Below are 20,127 nucleotides of genomic sequence, written 5' to 3'. Positions count from 1 at the left end.
GCCGGTGGCGGCACGGTCGGCGGCGTGGCCGGCAGCGCCGGGAGCCGGGTCGGCGGGGTCCTGGGCAGGTCGGCGCGCCGGGTGATCTCGGTGTTCACCGGCGAGGGCAGCCAGTCGTCGGCGAACCGCAACTGCCCGCCCACCTCGGGGTGGTTGCGGGCCCACTCGATGATCTCGGCGGGCGTCGGGCGGTCCTGCGGCTCCTTGGCCAGGCAGCGCAGCACCAGCTCGCGCAGGCCGCCCGGCACCGCGTCCAGCTCCGGCGGCTCGTGCACCACCCGGTAGAGCACCGCGGTCTCCGGTCCCTCGCCGAACGGCGGCACCCCGCTGGCCACGTACGCGGTCAGCGCGCCCAGCGCGAAGACGTCGGTGGCCGCGGTGACCGGCCGGCCCTGGGCCTGCTCGGGCGCCATGAAGGCGGGCGAGCCGATCCGGAAGCCGGTGCCGGTCAGCGCGGTGGCGTCGGCGGCCCGGGCGATCCCGAAGTCGATCACCCGCGGACCGTCGGCGGCCACCAGCACGTTGGCCGGCTTGAGGTCGCGGTGCACGACGGCGACGCTGTGGATCGCCTGCAGCGCCTCGGCGATGCCGCCCAGCAGCAGCAGGACGGTGCGCACCGGCAGCGCGCCGTACTCGCGCACCACCTGCTGCAGCGAGGGCCCGGGCACGTACGCGGTGACCAGCCAGGGCGCGTCCGCCCCGGTGCCGGAGTCGATCACCTGCGCCGTGTAGAGCCCGTGGATGCGCTGGGCGTTGGTCACCTCCTGGCCGAAGCGCCGGCGGAACTCGGCGTCCTCGGCGAACTCCGGGCGCACCACCTTGAGCGCCACCGGCCGCCCGCCCGGCGTGTAGGAGAGGTAGACCCGGCCCATGCCGCCGGCCCCGAGCCGGGCGAAGAGCCGGTAGCCGGCGACCTCGAACGGGTCGTCCGGGTGCAGCGGTTGGAAGGCCGGCAGCGGGGGAGCGGCAGGGCGTGACTCGTCAGGCATGGGGCCGAGGTTATCGACGGCCCCTCAGGCGCCGCGCGGGGGGCGGGGTTTGGTTACCGAGCCGAGATCTCGCCGGACGCCGAAGGGCCCGGCCTGCGAGCAGACCGGGCCCTTCGGGTGTCACGGAGGTGCGTCGCCCTCGCGGGCGCGACGTCAGAGGCTGAAGACCTCGTCGATCAGGCCCTGCTGCTCGGCGGCGTGGCGCTTGGCCGAGCCGACGGCCGGGGCCGAGGAGGCGTTGCGGGCCACCCGGCGCAGGCGGCCACCGCTGGCCTTGCGGCCGATCACCACGTCGAGGTGGTCGACCAGGTTCATCGCGATGAACGGCCAGGCACCCTGGTTGGCCGGCTCCTCCTGGGCCCAGATGAACTGCACGTCCTCGCCGTAGCGGCTCAGCTCCTCCTGGAGCTCGGCCACCGGCAGCGGGTAGAGCCGCTCGATCCGGACCAGGGCGGTGTCGGTGACGCCGCGCTCGGTGCGCGCCGCCTCCAGGTCGTAGTAGAACTTGCCCGCGGTGATGACCACCTTGCGCACGTCGGCCGGGTTCACGGTGGAGTCACCGATCACCGGGCGGAACGAGCCGGAGGTGAACTCCTCCGCCGCACTCGCCGCCGCCTTCAGACGCAGCATCGACTTCGGGGTGAAGACGACCAGCGGCTTGTGGTGCGGGTTGTGCACCTGCCAGCGCAGCAGGTGGAAGTAGTTCGAGGGCAGCGTCGGCATCGCGACCGTCATGTTGTTCTGCGCGCACAGCTGCAGGAAGCGCTCCGGGCGCGCGGACGAGTGGTCCGGTCCCTGGCCCTCGTAGCCGTGCGGCAGCAGCAGGGTGACGCCCGAGTGCTGGGCCCACTTCTGCTCGGCCGAGGCGATGTACTCGTCGACCACGGTCTGCGCGCCGTTGACGAAGTCGCCGAACTGCGCCTCCCACATGACCAGCGAGTTCGGGCGGGTCAGCGAGTAGCCGTACTCGAAGCCCATCGCCGCGTACTCCGACAGCAGGCTGTCGTAGACGGTGTAGCGGGCCTGGTCCTCGGTCAGGTACAGCAGCGGGGTGTAGTCCTCGCCGGTGACCCGGTCGATCAGCACCGCGTGGCGCTGGCCGAAGGTGCCGCGGCGGCTGTCCTGGCCGGCCAGGCGGACCGGGTGGCCCTCCATCAGCAGCGAGCCGATGGCGAGGGTCTCGCCGGTGGCCCAGTCGATGGTGCCGTCCTCGATCGAGGCGGCCCGGCGCTGCAGCTGCGGCAGCAGGCGCGGGTGCACGGTCAGCCAGTCCGGCAGGTTGACCTGCGAGGCGGCGATCCGCTTGACCATCTCCTGCGAGATGCCGGTCTGGATGTTGACCGGGAAGTCGGCCACCGGGCGGCCGGCCGGGGCCGCCACCTGCGCGGCGGCCGCGTCGCGGACCTCCGCGAAGACCTTCTCCAGCTGACCCTGGAAGTCCTGGAGCGCGGACTCCGCCTCTTCCATGGTGATGTCGCCGCGACCGATCAGACCCTCGGTGTAGAGCTTGCGCACCGAGCGCTTCTTGTCGATCAGGTCGTACATCAGCGGCTGCGTGAACGAGGGGTTGTCGGCCTCGTTGTGACCGCGGCGGCGGTAGCAGATGAGGTCGATCACGACGTCCTTGTGGAACGCCTGACGGAACTCGAAGGCCAGGCGGGCCACGCGGACCACGGCCTCCGGGTCGTCGCCGTTCACGTGGAAGATCGGCGCCTCGATCATCCGGGCCACGTCGGTGCAGTACATCGAGGAGCGGCTGCTGGCCGGGGCAGCGGTGAAGCCGACCTGGTTGTTGACCACCAGGTGGATCGTGCCACCGGTGCGGTAGCCGCGCAGCTGCGACATGTTCAGCGTCTCGGCGACGACGCCCTGGCCGGCGAAGGCCGCGTCGCCGTGGATCTGGATCGGCAGCACCGGGAAGGTGGTGCCGCCCTGGTCCAGCACGTCCTGCTTGGCGCGGACGATGCCCTCGACGATCGGGTCGACCGTCTCCAGGTGCGAGGGGTTGGCGGCCAGCGAGACCTTGATGGTCTCGCCGTCCAGGCCGGTGAAGGTGCCCTCGGAGCCCAGGTGGTACTTCACGTCGCCGGAGCCGTGCATCGACTTCGGGTCGAGGTTGCCCTCGAACTCGCCGAAGATCTTGCCGTACGGCTTGCCGACGATGTTGGCCAGCACGTTGAGGCGGCCGCGGTGGGCCATGCCGATCACGGCCTCGTCGAGGCGGTGCTCGGCGGCCGCGTCGATGGTCGCGTCCAGCAGCGGGATCAGCGACTCGCCGCCCTCCAGCGAGAAGCGCTTCTGGCCGACGTACTTGGTCTGCAGGAAGGTCTCGAAGGCCTCCGCGGAGTTCAGCCGGCGCAGGATGCGCAGCTGCTCCTCGCGCTCCGGCTTGGTGTACGGCTTCTCCAGGCGCTCCTGCAGCCACTTGCGCTGCTTGGGGTCCTGGATGTGCATGTACTCGATGCCGACGGTGCGGCAGTACGTGTTGCGCAGCAGGCCGAGGATGTCGCGCAGCTTCATCATCCGGTTGCCGCCGAAGCCGCCGACCGCGAACTCGCGCTCGAGGTCCCACAGGGTCAGCCCGTGCTCCACGACGTCCAGGTCGGGGTGCTTGCGCTGCTTGTACTCCAGCGGGTCGGTGTCGGCCATCAGGTGGCCGCGGACCCGGTAGGAGTGGATGAGCTCCATGACGCGGGCGGTCTTGTTGACCTCGTCGTCGTGGGTGGTGGCCACGTCGGTGGCCCAGCGCACCGGCTCGTACGGGATCCGCAGCGACTCGAAGACCTCGTCGTAGAAGCCGTGCTCGCCCAGCAGCAGCTGGTGGATCGAGCGCAGGAACTCGCCGGAGGCCGCGCCCTGGATGACCCGGTGGTCGTAGGTCGAGGTCAGCGTCATGATCTTGGAGACGCCCAGGCGGGCCAGCGTCTCCGGGTTGGAGCCCTGGAACTCGGCCGGGTACTCCATCGCGCCGACGCCCAGGATGGTGCCCTGGCCCTGCATGAGCCGCGGCACCGAGTGCACCGTGCCGATGCCACCGGGGTTGGTCAGCGAGACCGTCACGCCGGTGAAGTCGTCCATCGTCAGCTTGTTGCCGCGGGCGCGCCGGACGATGTCCTCGTACGCCTGCCAGAAGCCGAAGAAGTCGAGCGTCTCGGCCTTCTTGATCGCCGCGACGACCAGCTGGCGGTCGCCGTTGGGCTTCACCAGGTCGATGGCCAGGCCCAGGTTGATGTGGTCCGGCTTCACCAGGAAGGACTTGCCGTCCTTGGTGGTGTAGCTGTGGTTCATCCCCGGGGTCGCCTTCAGAGCCTGCACCAGCGCGTAGCCGATCAGGTGGGTGAAGGAGACCTTGCCGCCGCGGGCGCGCTGCAGGTGGTTGTTGATGACGATGCGATTGTCGATCAACAGCTTCGCCGGCACGGCGCGCACCGAGGTCGCGGTGGGCACCTCCAGCGAGGCGTCCATGTTGGTGGCGACGGCCTTGGCCGGGCCACGCAGCGGCACGAGCTCGGGCCCGGTGCTCTCGACGGCCGCGGGGGCCGCAGCGGCCGCCTTCGGGGCCGGCGGCGCGGCCGGAGCGGCTGCCAGCGGCGCGGCGGCGGCAGGCGCGGCGGGCGCGGCTACCGGGGCGGCGACGACGGCAGGCGCCGCGGGCACGGCAGCAGGGGCAGGGGCGGCAACGGGGGTCGGCGTGGGGCCGACCTGGGTCGCGGCCTGGGTCACTGGGGTCACCTCGGTACCGGGCTTGTAGTCGGCGAAAAAGTCCCACCAGGCTCGGTCGACCGAGTTGGGATCCTGGAGGTACTGCTGGTAGATCTCGTCGACGAGCCACTCATTGGGACCGAAGCCAGTGGGCTCCGTCTTCGTGCGTGGGGCCGAGCTGTTGGGGGTCTCAGGGGACTGTGGCGACACGGCGGCAACCGCCCTCTTCCGCTTCCTTTTGGGATGTTTGGACAGCGGGGATTAAGGCTACGCCCCTGACGAGTGATCGCGCAGTCCCCGGGGGGTTGGCGTCGCCCAGATCACAGTGCCGTCGGCCACATTGGCCGGAATCGTGCGTTAGGAAGTTCTCTTAGAGGGGAAACGAGCGATTCCGTCCGGGGCACCAAAACCCCACCAACTCGGACAATACCGGGCAGGATTGGCGGGATGCGATCGATCGGGCGCTGTCGATCACCGATATGTCCCAATTATGTGACAGAACCGGCCGAGCTGGACAGAACGGTGATCGGCTGCGCCCGGGGGACCCCGGGCGCAGCCGCCCGGACCGGGGTCCCCTCGAGGCGGAGCCCCTCAGAGCCGGGGGCGCGGCGCGGCGGGCGGTTCGCCGGGCAGCGTGACCTGGATCAGGCAGCCCTGCGAACCGTCGGCCACCTCGATCCGCCCGCCGTGCAGGTCCACCGCCCAGCGGGCGATGGCCAGCCCCAGGCCGGTTCCGCCGTCGCTGCCCGGCCCCTGGGCGGTCGGCGCGCCCGCCCGGCTGAAGCGGTCGAAGACCCGGGTGCGGTCCTGCAACGGGATGCCCGGGCCCTGGTCCTCCACCTCCAGCAGCAGCGCCAGCGGCACGCTGCCGGCCCGGGCCCGCACGGTGACCAGGCCGCCGGCGGGGGAGTGCTTGCAGGCGTTGTCCACCAGGTTCGCCACCACCTGGTGCAGCCGCTCCGGGTCGGCCAGCGCGGTGAGCGTCTGCGGCTGGACGTCCAGCCGCAGCCGGACGTCGCCGCGCCGGCTCCAGGCGCCGCCGGCTGTGGCGCCGTCCACCGTCAGGCCGCGCAGCACGCCGGTCAGGAACGGGCCGACCTCGAACTCGCGGGCGTCCAGCGGCACCACGCCGTCGTTCAGCTTGGAGAGGTCGAGCAGGTGGCTGACCAGCCGGCCCAGCCGCTCGGTCTGCTCCAGCGCGGCGCCCAGGGTGGCGTGGTCGGGCTGCACCACGCCGTCCACCACGTTCTCCAGCACCGCCCGCAGGGCGGCGATCGGGGTGCGCAGTTCGTGCGAGACGTTGGCCACCAGCTCCCGGCGGTGCCGGTCGGCCGCCTCCAGGTCCGCCGCCATCTTGTTGAAGGCGGTGGCCAGTTCGCCGATCTCGTCGCGCGAGCCGGCCTTCACCCGGCGGCTGTAGTCGCCGCCGGCCATCGCCCGCGCGGCGGCCGTCATCTCGCGCAGCGGCGCGGTGAGGGTGTGCGCCAGCAACTGCATGAAGAGCAGCGAGGCGATCATCGAGAAGGTCATGATCACCCGGATCTGGGTCTCCGAGCGGATCGCGATCACCACCATGCCGGTGGCCAGCATGACCGAGACGATGACCAGCAGGGTCAGCTTGCCCTTGATCGAGCGCAGCGGGTCGAGCAGCCGCAGCTCACGCCAGAGCCGGGCCGCGGCGCGGCTCAGCAGCCGCCCCTCGGGCGGCGCCTCGGACTCCGTGCGAGCGCGCGCGGTCGTGGTCTTCATCGGTGCTGTGGTCCCCGTACTCCTGTGCCCCCGTGGCTCCCCCGCAGGTGTACCGCGTGCCGCCCTCAGGACACCGGGGCCTCCAGCGCGTAGCCGACCCCGTGCACGGTGCGGATCCAGGTGGCGCCGATCTTGCGGCGCAGCGCCTTGACGTGGCTGTCGACGGTGCGGGTGCCCGAGGCGTCGGTCCAGTCCCAGACCTCGGCGAGCAACTGCTCGCGGGTGAGCACCGCCCGCGGCTGGGCCGCCAGGCAGGCCAGCAGGTCGAACTCGGTGGGCGTCAGGTGGACGTCGCCGGAGGCGAGCCGGACCCGGCGCTGCACGTGGTCGATCTCCAGCTCGCCGAAGCGCAGCGAGCCGAGCGCGGGGGTTCTGGCGGCCTGCTGGGCCCGCTCCACCCGGCGCAGCAGCACGTTCACCCGCGCCGCCAGCTCGCGCATCGAGAACGGCTTGGTCATGTAGTCGTCGGCGCCCACGCCCAGGCCCACCAGCAGGTCGGTCTCGTCGTCGCGGGCGGTCAGCATCAGCACCGGGACCGGGCGCTGCGCCTGGATGCGGCGGCAGACCTCCAGGCCGTCGAAGCCGGGCAGCATGATGTCGAGCACCACGAGGTCGGGCTGCCAGGTGTGGAAGCCGTCCACCGCGCCGGGGCCGTCGTGGGCCACGGCGACCTTGAAGCCCTCCGCGCCCAGGCGGGCCGCGATGGACTCCGCGATGGTGGGCTCGTCCTCCACCACCAGTACACGTCGTTGGGCAATCACACCGCTGCCGCTGGTGTCCTGCTGAATCTCTGTCACGGTCACGCCACCGCCCCCAGGGCCTGCGGGCCGCCACCTGTGGGTGTGGCGGGCACCGTTCGTAGTCTCGGTTCCGTCGTTGTTCCGTGCCGGCTGAGGTCGCCCCGGGCTCCGACCGGCACGACCGGACCGGCGGCTTCCAGGCCGCGGATCCGGTACGCGCACATCGCAGCGTACGGACACCGGGCGAGCCCCGGCAGCCGGACCGCAGATTTGCGGACCGCCAGCCGTGGCGCGCGCCGCGGGGCACCAGCACGGGCCGCTACCTTACCCGTCCATGTCGACTTACCGTAACGGTCCGTAGGCACGAAAGCGTCGGCGCCCCCGGCCGGCCCGGTCCTCGCCCCGACCTGGGCCGTTGGTACGGACCAGAGGCTGAACTGCCGTAACGCGCACCACAGTGCGATCCTCACCGGACTCTCAGACGTACCCCGTACCGTGGACGGAACCGGCCCGAGGTGGCACGGTGTGCACGCGGAGCGAGCGCACCCGGCCACCCGCAGTGAGCGGCCGGACCGAGCGAGCGGAGGCCCCATGGCGGACTCATCACGCGGCGGCCTGCCCACCGCCCCGGTGACCCCCTACGCCGGTCTGCGGCTGGGCCTGCGGGCCGGCCCGCTGCTCTGGGTGCTGGACCGGATGCCCACCCCTCGGCGCAACCCCTTCGCGGTCGGCTACCTGCTGGTCCTCGCCGGCACCACCGTCTTCGCCAGGTTCGGCAACCAGGACCTGGTGCACCAGTTGCAGAGCATGTCCAGCACCGACGGCCACCACCTGCTGCACACCCCGCTGCGCTCGCTGCTGATGAGCGGGCTCTGGGTGGCCGGGCCGGTCTGGATGCCCTACCTGTGGGGCTTCACCTTCACCGTCGCGCCGCTGGAGCGGCGGATCGGCTCGCTGCGCGCCGCCGGCGTCTTCGCGGCCGGGCACGTGGCCGGCACGCTGGTCTCGCAGGCCGTGGTGGCCCTGGCGGTGGCCACCGGGCAGGTCGGCCCGAGCATCCTGGACGAGCTGGACATCGGCGTCAGCTACGGCGTGCTGGCCAGCCTCGGGGCGGTCAGCGGGCTGCTCTCGCCGCGTGCCCGGGGGTTCGCGCTGGCCGGCGCGCTGCTGCTGGTCGGGCACCAGATGCTCAGCGCGCGGGACCTGGTCACCGCCATCGGGCACCCCACCGCGCTGCTGGTCGGGATCGCGCTGTGGTGGCCGCTGCGCCGCCCGCCGCGCGGCCCGCGCCGGAGCCGGGAGCGGCGCGCGGTACGCCGCCCGGCGCTCGAAGGCGCCTGACGGGCGCTGAGCAGCAGGCGCGGGGCGCTGAGCAGCGGCTTCGCGCGCTCCGCCGGACCGTCGTCCGTTGATCGCTCAGAGCGAACAGAGTCCCGGGAACATCCAGCCCTCGCCAGGCCTTAGTCCCATCGACTCAAGTTCACTGACTGGGGAGAGATCATGGCATCGACGTCCGCTCCGCTCACTCTGCCCGTGCTGCCCCTCGACGACGAGGTCGTGCTGCCCGGCATGGTGGTGCCGCTGGACCTCAAGGACACCGAGGTGCGCGCCGCCGTCGAGGCCGCCCGGGCCGCCGCGCGGGCGTCGGTGGACGGCGGCAAGCCGCAGGTGCTGCTGGTGCCGCGGCTGGACGGCTCGTACGCGTCGGTCGGCGCGCTGGCCACCGTCGAGCAGGTCGGCCGGCTGGCCGACGGCGAGCCCGCCGCGCTGGTGCGGGCGGTGCGCCGGGTGCGGATCGGCGCCGGCACCACCGGCCCCGGCGCCGCGCTCTGGGTGGAGACCACCCCCTTCCGCGAGTCCGCCGTCGGGCTGCCGGTGGCCGGCCGGGCCGCCGAGCTGATGAAGGAGTACAAGGCGGTCTCCACCCAGTACCTGCGCAAGCGCGGGGCCTGGCAGCTGGTCGACCGGCTGTCCGCGATCGAGGGCGTCGGCGAGCTCGCCGACAACATCGGCTACGCGCCGTTCGCCACCGCCGAGCAGAAGCTCAAGGCGCTGCTGGAGGCCGACCAGGTGGCCCGGCTGGAGTACGCGCTGACCCTGCTGCGCGACCACCTCGCCGAGGAGGAGGTCAACGACACCATCCGCAAGGACGTCGAGGAGGGCGTGGCCAAGCAGCAGAAGGAGTTCCTGCTGCGCCGCCAGCTGGAGGCGGTGCGCAAGGAGCTCGCCGAGCTGAACGGCGAGGCCGCCGACGAGGAGGGCGACTACCGCGCCCGGGTGGAGGCCGCCGACCTGCCCGAGAAGGTGCGCGAGGCCGCCCTCAAGGAGGTCGACAAGCTGGAGCGCAGCTCCGACCAGTCGCCCGAGGGCAGCTGGATCCGCACCTGGCTGGACACCGTGCTGGAGCTGCCCTGGAACGAGCGCCGCGAGGACGGCTACGACGTGGCCGGCGCGCGGGCGGTGCTGGACGCCGACCACGCGGGCCTGGCCGACGTGAAGGACCGGATCGTGGAGTACCTGGCCGTGCGCAAGCGCCGCGCGGACCAGGGGCTGAGCCTGGTCGGCGGCCGGCGCGGCGGCGCGGTGCTGGCGCTGGTGGGCCCGCCCGGGGTCGGCAAGACCTCGCTGGGCGAGTCGGTGGCCCGGGCGATGGGCCGGGACTTCGTGCGGGTCGCGCTCGGCGGCGTGCGCGACGAGGCGGAGATCCGCGGTCACCGGCGCACCTACGTCGGCGCGCTGCCCGGCCGGATCGTGCGGGCGATCAAGGAGGCCGGCTCGATGAACCCGGTGGTCCTGCTGGACGAGATCGACAAGGTCGGCTCGGACTACCGCGGCGACCCGGCCGCCGCCCTGCTGGAGGTGCTCGACCCGGCGCAGAACCACACCTTCCGGGACCACTACCTGGAGGTCGAGCTGGACCTCTCCGACGTGGTCTTCCTGGCCACCGCCAACGTGCTGGAGGCCATCCCCGAGGCGCTGCTGGACCGGATGGAGCTGGTCCGCCTGGACGGCTACACCGAGGACGAGAAGGTCGTCATCGCCCGCGACCACCTGCTGCCCCGCCAGCTGGAGAAGGCCGGGCTGACGGCCGAGGAGGTCACCCTCGACGAGCCGGCGCTGCGCAGGCTGGCCGGCGAGTACACCCGGGAGGCCGGCGTGCGGAACCTGGAGCGGGCGCTGGCCCGGATCCTGCGCAAGGTCGCCGCGCAGAGCGAGCTGGCCGAGCGCGAGCTGCCAGTGGCGATCGGCGCCGAGGACCTGCGCGCGCTGATCGGCCGCCCGCACCACACGCCCGAGGCGGCCCAGGAGCCGGCCGAGGCGCGCACCGCGGTGCCGGGCGTGGCGACCGGGCTGGCGGTCACCGGCGCGGGCGGCGACGTGCTCTACATCGAGGCCTCGCTGGCCGACGCGGAGACCGGCTCGACCGGCCTGACGCTGACCGGCCAGCTGGGCGACGTGATGAAGGAGTCCGCGCACATCGCGCTCTCCTACCTGCGCTCGCGCGGCGCCGAGCTGGAGCTGCCGGTCACCGGCCTGCGCGAGCGCGGCATCCACCTGCACGTCCCGGCCGGCGCCGTCCCCAAGGACGGCCCGAGCGCCGGCATCACCATGACCACGGCGCTGGCCTCGCTGCTGTCGGGCCGCAAGGTGCGCACCGACGTGGCGATGACCGGGGAGGTCTCGCTGACCGGCCGGGTGCTGCCGATCGGCGGGGTCAAGCAGAAGCTGCTGGCCGCGGACCGCGCCGGGGTCACCACGGTGATCATCCCCAAGCGCAACGAGCCCGACCTGGACGACGTCCCGGCCGAGGTGCTGGAGCGCCTGACCGTCCACCCCGTGGCCGACGTCCGCGAGGTGCTGGCGCTGGCCCTGGAGCCGGCCGACGTCCTGGTCTCCGCCCAGGCCGCCTGACCCGACCCGCACCCCGCGGCACCCCCGCCCCGCATCCCACGCCGGCGCCCGACGGATCCCCGGATCCGCCGGGCGCCGGCGCCGCTGTGCGGGGCGGGGGCGAAGGTCGTCGAGCCGGCAGCGATCGATATCAAAAACGCTAGGATTTGATATCGATCGCTGCCGTCCGCTCCCTGGAGGTCGTCATGAGTCGCACGGTGATAGACGTCAACGACGAGATGCTCGCCGAGGCCGCGGCGATCTTCGGGACGACGACCAAGGTGGCCACCGTCAACGCCGCGCTCGAGGACGCGATCAAGCGCCGCAAGCGCACGTCGTTCCTGGGCTGGCTCGCCGAGGGTGGCCTGCCGGACCTGACCGGCCCGGTGGACGACCCGCGCGCGACGGACCGGGCGAGGTGATCGCCCGGTTCCTGATCGACACCTCGGTGCTGGCCCGCTACCCGAAGCCGGCGGTACGGGCGGTCGTCGAGCCGCTGCACAACGCCGGCCTGCTGGCGATCTGCGGAGCGGTCGAGCTGGAGGTGCTGCGTAGCGCTCGGTCCCGCGGTGACGCCGAGCGCATCCGCGACGAGATGCGCGGGTTCGACTGGCTGCCGACGCCGGACGAGGCATGGGACCGCGCCCTGGACGTCCAGGCGGCCCTGGTCGGGGCGGGCAACCGGCGTGCGCTCTCCATGGCGGACCTGGTGATCGCCGCGGTGGCGGAGCGCCACGGTGTCACCGTCCTGCACGACGACGGCGACTACGACATGATCGCCGAGGTCACCGGCCAGTCCACCCGCTGGGTGGTCCCGGCGGGCACGGCCGACTGACCTCGGCGAGGGCGGGTGAGGGCGACCGGAGGGTGAGACGGTGTTGTGAGACGGGGTGTCAGTTGCGAGCATGGGGGCATGACTTCGCACACGTGGCTGAGCCGTCGACTGGCCGTCGACCTGGCGCGCTCGTGTTCCGCGATCTGTCGCCGCGCGCGCTGAGCGCGGTGACCCGCCCGGCCGTGCGGCCGGGCCGACTCTCGTTCCCGGCGGGCCGGGCGGGTGCGCCGCCGTGCCGTTCACCCCCGCCCTCACCCTCCCACCGACCAAGGGACCCGTCATGCGCTTCGCGCTGCCCGCACGGGCTGCCGTCGTCTCCGCAGCCGCCCTGCTCGTCCTGGCCCTCGCGCCGGCCGGACCGGCCCTCGCCGCCCCGGCGGCCTCGGCCGCACCGCCACCGCTGCTGAACTCCCTGCCGCCGCACAACCCGTACGCCGGCCCGGACGGCACCGCCACCATGCACGGCGACACCGGCTCCTCGGACGCCACCGCGCTGCCCGGCCCGGCCGCCGGGCCGCTGACCTCGCACCGGGCCGCGCTGGCCTCGGCCTGCCCGACCGTGCTGGTGGGCTCCGACGGCTACCCCCTCGCGCTCTGCACCACCATCGTCGGGCTCACTCCCACCGTCCACCTGCTGGACCCGGCGAGTGGCGAGTCGATCGCCGAACTCGCCTTGGTCAAGGGGTCGTTGCTCGGTGGCGTGTACGCCTACCTGGACAACGAGGACCGGCTGGTGGCGGTCGACGGCGACCGGTCGCTGCTGCGGATCGGCCACCACCGCGCCGCGAACGGCTCCTGGACGCTCACCGTCGACCGCTCGCTCCCGCTGGCCGGCGCGGTGCCCGAGGGGGACTCGGTGGTCGGCCTGTCACCGGACTGGCAGGGCCGGGTCTGGTTCGCCACCGGCGGCGGCCTGGTCGGCACCGCCGACGACCGCGGCGGAGTGGTGGGCACCCTCGCGCTGCCGGCCGGCGAGCAGGTCGCCAACAGCATCTCCACCGCCCCCGCCGGCACCGCCGTCACCAGCACGGCCGCCACCTACCTGCTGGTCGCCGGTCCCGACGGCGTACCGCGGATCCGGTGGCGCCAGGCGTACGACCGCGGCCCGGGCCGCAAGCCGGGGCAGCTGAGCTGGGGGAGCGGCTCGACCCCGACCTTCTTCGGCCCCACCACCGGGACCGACTACCTGACCATCGTCGACAACGCCGCCCCCGGCGTGCACCTGCTGGTCTACCGCACCGACGACGGCGCCCAGGTCTGCTCGGTCGGGGTGCTGCGGGCCGGCGGCAGCGGCAGCGAGAACTCGCCGATCGGTGCCGGCGACGCGGTCTTCGTGGCGAGCACCTACGGCTACCCGTACCCGAAGCTGCCGGCGGGCGCGGGCCCCGGCGTGCCCGCCTCGGCCGCCTTCGACGGCGGCCTCAGCCGGGTGGACGTCCGCCCCGACGGCTCGGGCTGCGACCTGACCTGGGACACCGCCGTCCGCTCGGCGGCCGTCCCGCGGCTGTCGCTGGGCGACCGGCTGATCCACACCGTGCTGCGCCGGCCGGTGATCCCGGGCACCGACTGGACCTCGCTGCTCGACCCGTACGCCTACGCGGAGATCGACCCGCGGACCGGCGCGGTCGTGCGGACCGCCCACCTGGGCGCCGGTTTCGTCTACGACACCCTGCAGATGGCCGGCACGATCGCCCCCGGCGGCGTGGTCTACCAGGGCACCACGACCGGCGTGGTGCGGATCGCGGCGGGCTGAGGGCCGGCTGACGGCGGGACGACCCGGGCCCGCGGCGGCCCGCTCCGCGCGGCCGCGGCGGGCCCGGGTCCGGGGCGTCCGGGCGCCCGTCGCGGGCCCGGATCCGGGGAGTCGGGTGACGGGCCCTCGGGGACTCGTGCGAAACTGCGCCAATGCCGTCGCCTACACAGAAAGCCCTGGCCAAGGTGCCGGGGCCGCTGCGTCCCTTCCTGGTGCAGCACCGCAGCCTGGTGAAGTTCCTGCTCGTGGGTGGCACGTGCTTCGTGCTGACCCTGGCGATCAACTACGCGCTGCGATTCAGCATCTGCCAGTCCAAGCCGGTGGTCGCGCTGACGATCGCGACGGCGCTGGCCACCGTGGTCTCGTACCTGCTCAACCGCCAGTGGTCGTTCCGCTCGGAGGGCAGCCACAAGGAGGCCATCCCGTTCATCGTGGTCAGCGCGCTCGCGGTGGGCGTCAACGACCTCCCGCTGCTGGCCAGCCGCTACCTGTTCAACCTGCGCGAGCCGCACGTCAGCCACTTCACCCAGGAGATCTCCGACTTCCTGGCCGGCATGATCCTGGGCACCCTGGTCGCCATGGCCTTCCGCTACTGGGCGATGAAGAAGTTCGTCTTCACCACCCAGCGCGCCGACGAGGAGCTCCAGGACGCGACGGCCGAGCCGGTCGGTCCGCGGCACTGACCACGGTGACGCGCCCCGGCGGCCGGGTCAGGCGGGCGTGCGACGCGGGGTCGACGCGTCCTCGCCGTCGGCCTGCCTCCCCGGGGCGGCCCCCATCCGGCCGCCCCCGGGACGCAGGCTGACGGCGAGCGCGGTCACCACCAGCCCCACCACCGCCCAGGCCGCCAGCACCAGCAGCGGCCCGGTCAGCCGGGTGGCGTCGAAGTAGGCGATCGAGCGGGCCACGTCGGTCCCCGCGCCGTTCGGCAGCCAGGGGCCGATCGCCCGCCAGAACGGCGGCATCAGCGGCGGCGGGAAGACGCCGCCGGCGCTCGGGTTGCCGAGCACCACGAAGAGCAGCACCGCGATGCCGATCCCGATCACGTCGAAGAGGCACTCCAGCGCCATGGTGATGGTGCCCACGGCGAAGACCACCAGCGTGCCCAGGCCCCAGAGTCCCCAGGTGCTGCCGGGCAGCGCGTGCAGGACCGGCCCGATGATCAGCGCGCCGCCGAGCCCGGCCGCCACCGCGTAGAGCGCCAGCACGCCGGTGCGGATCGCCGCCCGGTGCCGGTTGGCGGGGCGCGAGCCGGCGCTGATCCCCAGGATCGAGGCGACCAGGTAGCCGCCCACGCAACAGCCGACCACCAGGTAGAAGCCGGACAGGCCCTCGGCGTCCCCACGGGCCAGCGGCACCACGTCCTCGACCCGCACGGTGCGGCCCTGGGCCTGCTCCAGGCCGCCCACGATCTTCTGCGCGGCGGTGGCGGCGGCCGGCCCGCGGGCGCTCGCCACCAGCAGCGTGTCCTGGCTGCCGGCCGGGTCGACGAGCAGCGCCGCATAGAGCCGCTGGTCCCTGATCAGGCTCTCGGCCTGCGCCCGGTCGGCCACCGCACGGGGGCGCACGGCCTCGTCCGGCACCTGGGCCAGGGCGGTCAGCAGTTGCTGCTGCGCCGGCGGCGGGGCGACCACGCCGATCGAGAGCCGGTGCGGGCTCGGGTCGTGCAGCGCGCCGACGTACGAGGTGATGAAGCCCAGCTGCAACAGCAGCACGGCGACCACCAGGAAGGCCGCGCGGCCGGTGACGGCGTTCCCTGAGCTCGGCGGTGAATCCGGGACCGTCGGGGGTTGGCCGGCTGGGCATCGGTGGTCTCCTCGGCGCGGACGGGCGGACGGGCGGACCAAGCTGGTCATTCCTACCATTACGGTCATGTCGGGCCGGTGATTTCGCGCCGCCCGGCCGGGCCCGCGGGGCGCGGGCGGCCCGCGGGGCTGGTGGATACTGATCGCGCGCCGGCTGGCGGCGCGCAGCCGGTGTGAGTGGTGGTCGACGTGGTGGAGCAGGACCCGACGGGTGAGGCGGCGTTCCGCGCGGTGGAGCGCGAGGTCTCCCTGCTCTTCCGTCGGGGCCGGGCGCGCTCGGCCGCGATGTCGCGGATGGTGCACCCGCAGCTGGAGGGGATGGCCTACAGCCTGCTGGCGTACCTGTACGAGGTCGGCCAGGTCCGGGTGACCGACGTGGGCGCGCACTTCGGGGTCGGCAAGGCGACGATCAGCCGGCAGATCAAGGCGCTGGAGGAACTCGACCTGGTGGCCCGCGAGTCGGACCCGCTGGACGGCCGGGTCTCGCTCGTCTCGCTCACCGAGGACGGCTGGCGGCGCTACCGCCTGGCGCACGACGCCCGGCTCGCCTCGTTCCGCGAGATGCTCGGCAGCTGGGAGGCGCAGGACCTGGCGCGCTTCGCCGTCCTGCTGGGCCGCTTCAACGAGACGGTGGCCACGGTGGACCAGAAGTCGAGCCTGCCGGAGCAGGATCTCTGACGGCTGGGGGAGCGGAGTCCCTGGAAGAAGATGGTTGCCTGGGTCAACCATCTTTCGATATGGTTGCCCAAGGCAACGAACTCCTTGGCTCGCCGCCCCCTCCCAGCTCGCCGCAACCCGGCCGAAGGACTGCCATGACCAGCACCCCAACGGCTCGCACCGGCCCCGGTGCGAGCGCCGCCGACCGCCCGATGACGCACCGCGAGATCCTCGAAGCGCTGTCCGGGCTGCTGATCGGCCTCTTCGTGGCGGTGCTCTCCTCGACGATCGTCTCCAACGCGCTGCCGCGGATCCTGACCGACCTGCACGGCGGCGAGTCCGCCTACACCTGGGTGATCACCGCGGCGCTGCTCTCGCTCACCGCCTCCACCCCGATCTGGGGCAAGCTCTCCGACCTGGTCAGCAAGAAGCTGCTGGTGCAGGTGGCGCTGGTGATCTACATCCTCTCCTCCACGTTGGCCGGCCTCTCGCAGAACACCGGCCAGCTGATCGCCTGCCGGGTGCTGCAGGGCGTGGGCGCGGGCGGGGTGGTGGCGTTGGGCCAGATCTGCCTGGCGGCGATGGTCCCGCCGCGCGAACGCGGCCGCTACAGCGGCTACTTCGGTGCCGTCTTCGCACTCGCCACGATCGGCGGACCGCTGATCGGCGGCGTCATCGTGGACACCCCCTGGCTCGGCTGGCGCTGGTGCTTCTACGTCGGGATCCCCTTCTCGCTGATCGCCATCGTGGTCCTGCAGCGCACCCTGCACCTGCCGGTGGTCCGGCGCCGGGCGACGATCGACTACCTGGGCGCGCTGCTGATCGCCGGCGCGGTGAGCCTGCTGATGATCTGGGTCACGCTGGCCGGCAAGGACTACGCCTGGGCCTCCTGGCAGAGCGCGGCGATGGTCGGCGGCGGGCTGCTGCTCGGCGCGCTGGCCGTGCTGACCGAGAGCCGGGCGGCCGAGCCGATCATCCCGCTCACGCTCTTCCGGCACCGCACGGTGAGCCTGGCCGCCGCCGCCAGCGCGCTGGTGGGCATCGGGATGTACGGCACCACCACCTTCCTGGGCCAGTACTTCCAGCTGGCCCGCGGCAGGACGCCCACCATGGCCGGGATGCTGACCCTGCCGATGATCCTGGGCCTGGCGATCTCCTCGGCCGTCGCCGGCCGGCTGATCACCAAGTACGGCAGGTGGAAGATGTTCCTGGTGGCCGGCACCTTCCTGCTGACCGTCGGCTTCCTGCTGCTGGGCACCGCCCGCGCCGACACCGGCTACGGCTCGCTCGCCTTCTCCATGGCGCTGACCGGCGTCGGCCTCGGCCTGACCTCGCAGAACCTCGTGCTCGCGGTGCAGAACACCGTCCCGGCCAAGGAGTTGGGCACCGCCAGTGCGGCCGTCACGTTCTTCCGCACGATGGGCGGCGCGATGGGCGTCTCCGCGCTCGGCGCCCTGCTGGGCAGCCGGGTCACCGCCTACCTGGGCGAGAACCTGCGGGCCGCGCACCTGCCGGCGGCCGGCGGGCAGGCGCTGGGCGGCGGGCAGATCCCCGACCTGCACACGCTGCCCGCGCCGCTGGTGCCGCTGGTCACCGACGCCTTCGGGCACGGGGTCGGCACGGTCTTCCTGGTCGCCACCCCGTTCGTCCTGGCGGCCTTCGTGGTGGTGCTCTTCATCCGCGAGGTCCCGCTGCACGGCGGCACCCCGGCCGCCACGGCCCGGGCGGCCGCCCCGGCCGTGGCCGACCCGGTGCCGGCCGAGGCCTGACGGACCGGGGGCCGGGCGCCGGGGCGCGGGGGCCGGGGCCCCGCCTCAGCTCCGCGGTGCGGCGAGCCCGAAGCAGGGGCTGGGCCGCGGGCCGCTGTCGTGCAGCGCGCTGGTGACGGCGATGCCCTGCACGAGCAGCGGCAGCACGCTGACCGCCAGCAGCACGCCCACCGCCGCCCGCGCGCGGGGTGCGATGCGCCGGGTCACCAGGTGGCGGCCCAGCCAGAGCACGGCCAGCAGCCCGGCCGCCAGCCCGGCCCAGGCCGCCACGACACCGGACACCGGCAGGCCGGCGCTGTTCCGGCAGTGCCGCAGCACGTCGTCGACGAAGTGCCCGTCGGCCCAGATCGCGAAGCCGCTGAGCAGCAGCCCGGCGGCTCCCAGCAGCAGGGGGTAGCGCAGCCGGGCGGGCGCGGGCGCGGCGGCGGTCGGGTGCGGGAGGTGTGAGGTGGTCATCAGTACCAGTTCGGTTGGACGCGGACGAAGTGCAGCTTCTGGTGGCCGCGGCCCTCCTGGAAGGCGTCCATCCGCCCGCCGATCGAGCCGTTCTGCATGTCACCACTGTGCTGGGTGTAGCGGATGTCGCCGTCCGGGGTGACCGCGGTGACGATCGCGGTGTGGTGGATGACGCCCTTGCCGTCCTGGCCGTCCTGGTCGGAGTCCTCCTCGTAGTACACCAGGTCGCCCGGCTTCACCTGGTCCGGCGGGATCTCCTGGCCGCCGTTGCCGACCATGAAGTCGTGCATGTTCTGCGCCGCCGCCCAGCTCGCGGTGTGCGAGTGGTCGTGCGCGTCCAGCCAGTTCCAGCCGCTCTGGCCGCCCTTGCCCCAGCCGTCGCCGTCCAGCGTCCAGTCGCCCTTGTACTGGACGCCGGCGGCCGCCAGGGCCTCCGAGGCGAAGTTGGTGCAGTTGTCGTCGAAGACGTTGGTGCTGTCGTCGTTCCAGTGGTCCAGCGTCCACTGCACCAGCTTGACCCGGTCGTACTTGGCGTCCGGACCGCCGCGCAGGTCCAGCTTGACGCTGTCGGGGATGCCGTCGAGGCCGGCCAGCGCCACCGGCTCGGAGAGCTGGAGCTGCTGCTGCTGGGCCGGTGTCAGCGCCCGCCACCAGGCGGCGACCGTCGCGGGGTCGGCACCGGTGGGGATGTCGCCCTGGTACATGGCCAGTTCGGTGCGCGAGGCCTCGTTCTGGTACTGGTTGAGCGCGGCGTCCGGATCGGTCAGGCAGGTGGCCGCGCCGAGCTTGCGCAGTTCGGCGGCGGCCTGCCGGTCGGCCTGGGTGGCCTCGCGCTGCGCCTCGGCCAGCAGCCGGTCGACCTGCGAGATCTGCTCGCGGTCGTCGGGGCTCAGCTGGCCGGGCCCCGGCACGACGACGCCCTGGGCGAGGTCCACCACCAGGTTGCAGCCGCGGGCCAGGTCGAGCGCGCTGTTCAGCGTGCTCTGCGCGTAGCCGGTGCTGGCCGCCAGCCCGTCCAGCACCATCGCCACGCCGCGCATGACGTCCGCGCCGGCCTCCAGGATCCGGGCCTGCTCGGCGAGCTTCTGCCCGGCGGACTGGCCCACCCGGTCCTGCCAGTTGCTCTTGAGCGGGTCCACCCCGTTGTCGTGGATGTCGTTGACCGCCTGCCAGGCCTCCTTGGAGAGGGCCATCCAGCCGCCGGCGGCCCGTTGCATCGCGCCCTGGTCGGCGTTCGCCAGCTGTCCGAGGGTGACCATCGTCAGCTCCCCGCGTTCAGGTCGCTCAGCGCCTGGTTGAAGCGGCGGGTGGCCTCCTGGTTGACCGCGTCGTAGGCGTTCGCGGACTGGTCGATCTGGTCGGCGTAGGTCTGCAACTGCTGGACCACCGAGGCGATGTGCGTCTGCCAGGCGTTGGCCGCGTCGTTCAGCGCGCCGGCGGACTCCCAGCCGGTGTACGGGGCCTGCGCCGCGAAGCTGGCGTCCAGCCAGTGGCCGGCCTTCGGGGCCAGCTGCCCGGAGGTGGTGCGCACCGAGGCCGAGGTGGTGCGCAGGCCCTCGGGTCGGACGTTGATGTCGTTCATGGATCCCCCTTTCGCGGGGCCCATCCTAGGCAGCCCCGCCACCGGGTTGATCATCCGCGGCCCGGGGCGGCGTGGCCGCTGAGCCCCGGGCTCGGGGACGCGAACGGCGAAGGCCGCGAGGTGGGGTCACCTCGCGGCCTTCGCGGTGGCTCGGGGCCCGGGGCCCGGTGGCGGGACTCAGCCGACGATCAGGCTCAGC

At 73.2% G+C, this 20,127-nt stretch carries 16 protein-coding genes; 8 read left to right on the top strand and 8 right to left on the bottom strand.

The window, feature by feature from the left end; translation table 11 throughout:
- The 4 genes from ABD323_RS30505 to ABD323_RS30490 all read right to left on the bottom strand — a co-directional run.
- Positions 1 to 989 (bottom strand): serine/threonine-protein kinase (locus tag ABD323_RS30505; protein WP_344445265.1); only part of this gene is annotated, 989 nt, incomplete at its 3' end.
- A 153-nt stretch (positions 990 to 1,142) separates the two neighbouring features.
- On the bottom strand, positions 1,143 to 4,901 hold the full coding sequence (locus ABD323_RS30500; protein WP_344445264.1) for a multifunctional oxoglutarate decarboxylase/oxoglutarate dehydrogenase thiamine pyrophosphate-binding subunit/dihydrolipoyllysine-residue succinyltransferase subunit: 3,759 nt from the start codon (positions 4,899 to 4,901) through the stop codon (positions 1,143 to 1,145).
- Between the two features lie 381 nt (positions 4,902 to 5,282).
- Positions 5,283 to 6,440: a sensor histidine kinase gene (locus ABD323_RS30495; protein WP_344445263.1), complete on the bottom strand. Its 1,158-nt coding sequence runs from the start codon at positions 6,438 to 6,440 to the stop codon at positions 5,283 to 5,285.
- Between the two features lie 65 nt (positions 6,441 to 6,505).
- A complete protein-coding gene (locus ABD323_RS30490) occupies positions 6,506 to 7,237 on the bottom strand; it encodes a response regulator transcription factor (protein WP_344445262.1) in 732 nt (243 codons plus the stop codon).
- Positions 7,238 to 7,771: 534 nt separating this feature from the next.
- Here ABD323_RS30490 and ABD323_RS30485 point away from each other — a divergent pair.
- The 6 genes from ABD323_RS30485 to ABD323_RS30460 all read left to right on the top strand — a co-directional run bounded on the left by ABD323_RS30485 (position 7,772) and on the right by ABD323_RS30460 (position 14,342).
- Positions 7,772 to 8,521, top strand: a complete 750-nt coding sequence (locus tag ABD323_RS30485) for a rhomboid-like protein (RefSeq protein ID WP_344445261.1) — start codon at positions 7,772 to 7,774, stop codon at positions 8,519 to 8,521.
- Between the two features lie 159 nt (positions 8,522 to 8,680).
- A complete protein-coding gene (lon, locus tag ABD323_RS30480; RefSeq protein WP_344445260.1) occupies positions 8,681 to 11,092 on the top strand; it encodes an endopeptidase La in 2,412 nt (803 codons plus the stop codon).
- Between the two features lie 185 nt (positions 11,093 to 11,277).
- Positions 11,278 to 11,493: a type II toxin-antitoxin system VapB family antitoxin gene (locus tag ABD323_RS30475; protein ID WP_344445259.1), complete on the top strand. Its 216-nt coding sequence runs from the start codon at positions 11,278 to 11,280 to the stop codon at positions 11,491 to 11,493.
- Positions 11,490 to 11,906 carry a PIN domain nuclease gene (locus ABD323_RS30470; RefSeq protein WP_344445258.1) on the top strand — a complete coding sequence of 139 codons (417 nt, stop codon included), beginning with the start codon at positions 11,490 to 11,492 and terminating at the stop codon, positions 11,904 to 11,906. The genes ABD323_RS30475 and ABD323_RS30470 overlap by 4 nt, the downstream gene beginning before the upstream one ends.
- A 280-nt stretch (positions 11,907 to 12,186) precedes the next feature.
- Positions 12,187 to 13,659 carry a hypothetical protein gene (locus ABD323_RS30465; RefSeq protein ID WP_344445266.1) on the top strand — a complete coding sequence of 491 codons (1,473 nt, stop codon included), beginning with the start codon at positions 12,187 to 12,189 and terminating at the stop codon, positions 13,657 to 13,659.
- A gap of 152 nt (positions 13,660 to 13,811) precedes the next feature.
- On the top strand, positions 13,812 to 14,342 hold the full coding sequence (locus tag ABD323_RS30460; RefSeq protein WP_344445257.1) for a GtrA family protein: 531 nt from the start codon (positions 13,812 to 13,814) through the stop codon (positions 14,340 to 14,342).
- Positions 14,343 to 14,369: 27 nt separating this feature from the next.
- Here ABD323_RS30460 and ABD323_RS30455 read toward each other — a convergent pair whose 3' ends face one another.
- Positions 14,370 to 15,374 carry an ABC-2 transporter permease gene (locus ABD323_RS30455; RefSeq protein WP_344445256.1) on the bottom strand — a complete coding sequence of 335 codons (1,005 nt, stop codon included), beginning with the start codon at positions 15,372 to 15,374 and terminating at the stop codon, positions 14,370 to 14,372.
- Between the two features lie 279 nt (positions 15,375 to 15,653).
- Here ABD323_RS30455 and ABD323_RS30450 point away from each other — a divergent pair, with 279 nt between their 5' ends.
- Both ABD323_RS30450 and ABD323_RS30445 read left to right on the top strand, forming a co-directional pair.
- Positions 15,654 to 16,142, top strand: coding sequence for a MarR family winged helix-turn-helix transcriptional regulator (locus ABD323_RS30450; protein ID WP_344445255.1), 489 nt, complete (start codon positions 15,654 to 15,656; stop codon positions 16,140 to 16,142).
- A 134-nt stretch (positions 16,143 to 16,276) separates the two neighbouring features.
- A complete protein-coding gene (locus ABD323_RS30445; protein ID WP_344445254.1) occupies positions 16,277 to 17,890 on the top strand; it encodes an MDR family MFS transporter in 1,614 nt (537 codons plus the stop codon).
- 45 nt (positions 17,891 to 17,935) lie between these two features.
- Here ABD323_RS30445 and ABD323_RS30440 read toward each other — a convergent pair whose 3' ends face one another.
- From ABD323_RS30440 to ABD323_RS30430, 3 genes are read right to left on the bottom strand one after another with little or no spacing between them, the layout of a single operon-like run.
- A complete protein-coding gene (locus tag ABD323_RS30440; protein WP_344445253.1) occupies positions 17,936 to 18,346 on the bottom strand; it encodes a hypothetical protein in 411 nt (136 codons plus the stop codon).
- Positions 18,346 to 19,605 (bottom strand): amidase domain-containing protein, encoded by a 1,260-nt coding sequence (locus ABD323_RS30435; RefSeq protein WP_344445252.1) that lies wholly within the window; start codon positions 19,603 to 19,605, stop codon positions 18,346 to 18,348. The genes ABD323_RS30440 and ABD323_RS30435 overlap by 1 nt, the downstream gene beginning before the upstream one ends.
- A gap of 2 nt (positions 19,606 to 19,607) precedes the next feature.
- Positions 19,608 to 19,928 (bottom strand): type VII secretion target, encoded by a 321-nt coding sequence (locus ABD323_RS30430; protein ID WP_344445251.1) that lies wholly within the window; start codon positions 19,926 to 19,928, stop codon positions 19,608 to 19,610.
- Between the last annotated feature and the right edge of the window lie 199 nt (positions 19,929 to 20,127).

The organism is Kitasatospora nipponensis (assembly GCF_039528135.1).
Classification (GTDB): domain Bacteria; phylum Actinomycetota; class Actinomycetes; order Streptomycetales; family Streptomycetaceae; genus Kitasatospora; species Kitasatospora nipponensis.
Note: the sequence above shows the minus strand (reverse complement) of the source record. Positions and strands in the feature narration are given on the sequence as shown.

What these genes read in the sequence shown, in the direction of transcription:
- ABD323_RS30465 (WP_344445266.1), top strand. Translation starts at nt 12,187, where the DNA reads ATGCGCTTCGCGCTGCCCGCACGGGCTGCCGTCGTCTCCGCAGCCGCC.
- lon (WP_344445260.1), top strand. Translation starts at nt 8,681, where the DNA reads ATGGCATCGACGTCCGCTCCGCTCACTCTGCCCGTGCTGCCCCTCGAC.
- ABD323_RS30485 (WP_344445261.1), top strand. Translation starts at nt 7,772, where the DNA reads ATGGCGGACTCATCACGCGGCGGCCTGCCCACCGCCCCGGTGACCCCC.
- ABD323_RS30475 (WP_344445259.1), top strand. Translation starts at nt 11,278, where the DNA reads ATGAGTCGCACGGTGATAGACGTCAACGACGAGATGCTCGCCGAGGCC.
- ABD323_RS30445 (WP_344445254.1), top strand. Translation starts at nt 16,277, where the DNA reads ATGACCAGCACCCCAACGGCTCGCACCGGCCCCGGTGCGAGCGCCGCC.
- ABD323_RS30440 (WP_344445253.1), bottom strand. Translation starts at nt 18,346, where the DNA reads ATGACCACCTCACACCTCCCGCACCCGACCGCCGCCGCGCCCGCGCCC.
- ABD323_RS30495 (WP_344445263.1), bottom strand. Translation starts at nt 6,440, where the DNA reads ATGAAGACCACGACCGCGCGCGCTCGCACGGAGTCCGAGGCGCCGCCC.
- ABD323_RS30460 (WP_344445257.1), top strand. Translation starts at nt 13,812, where the DNA reads ATGCCGTCGCCTACACAGAAAGCCCTGGCCAAGGTGCCGGGGCCGCTG.
- ABD323_RS30435 (WP_344445252.1), bottom strand. Translation starts at nt 19,605, where the DNA reads ATGGTCACCCTCGGACAGCTGGCGAACGCCGACCAGGGCGCGATGCAA.
- ABD323_RS30430 (WP_344445251.1), bottom strand. Translation starts at nt 19,928, where the DNA reads ATGAACGACATCAACGTCCGACCCGAGGGCCTGCGCACCACCTCGGCC.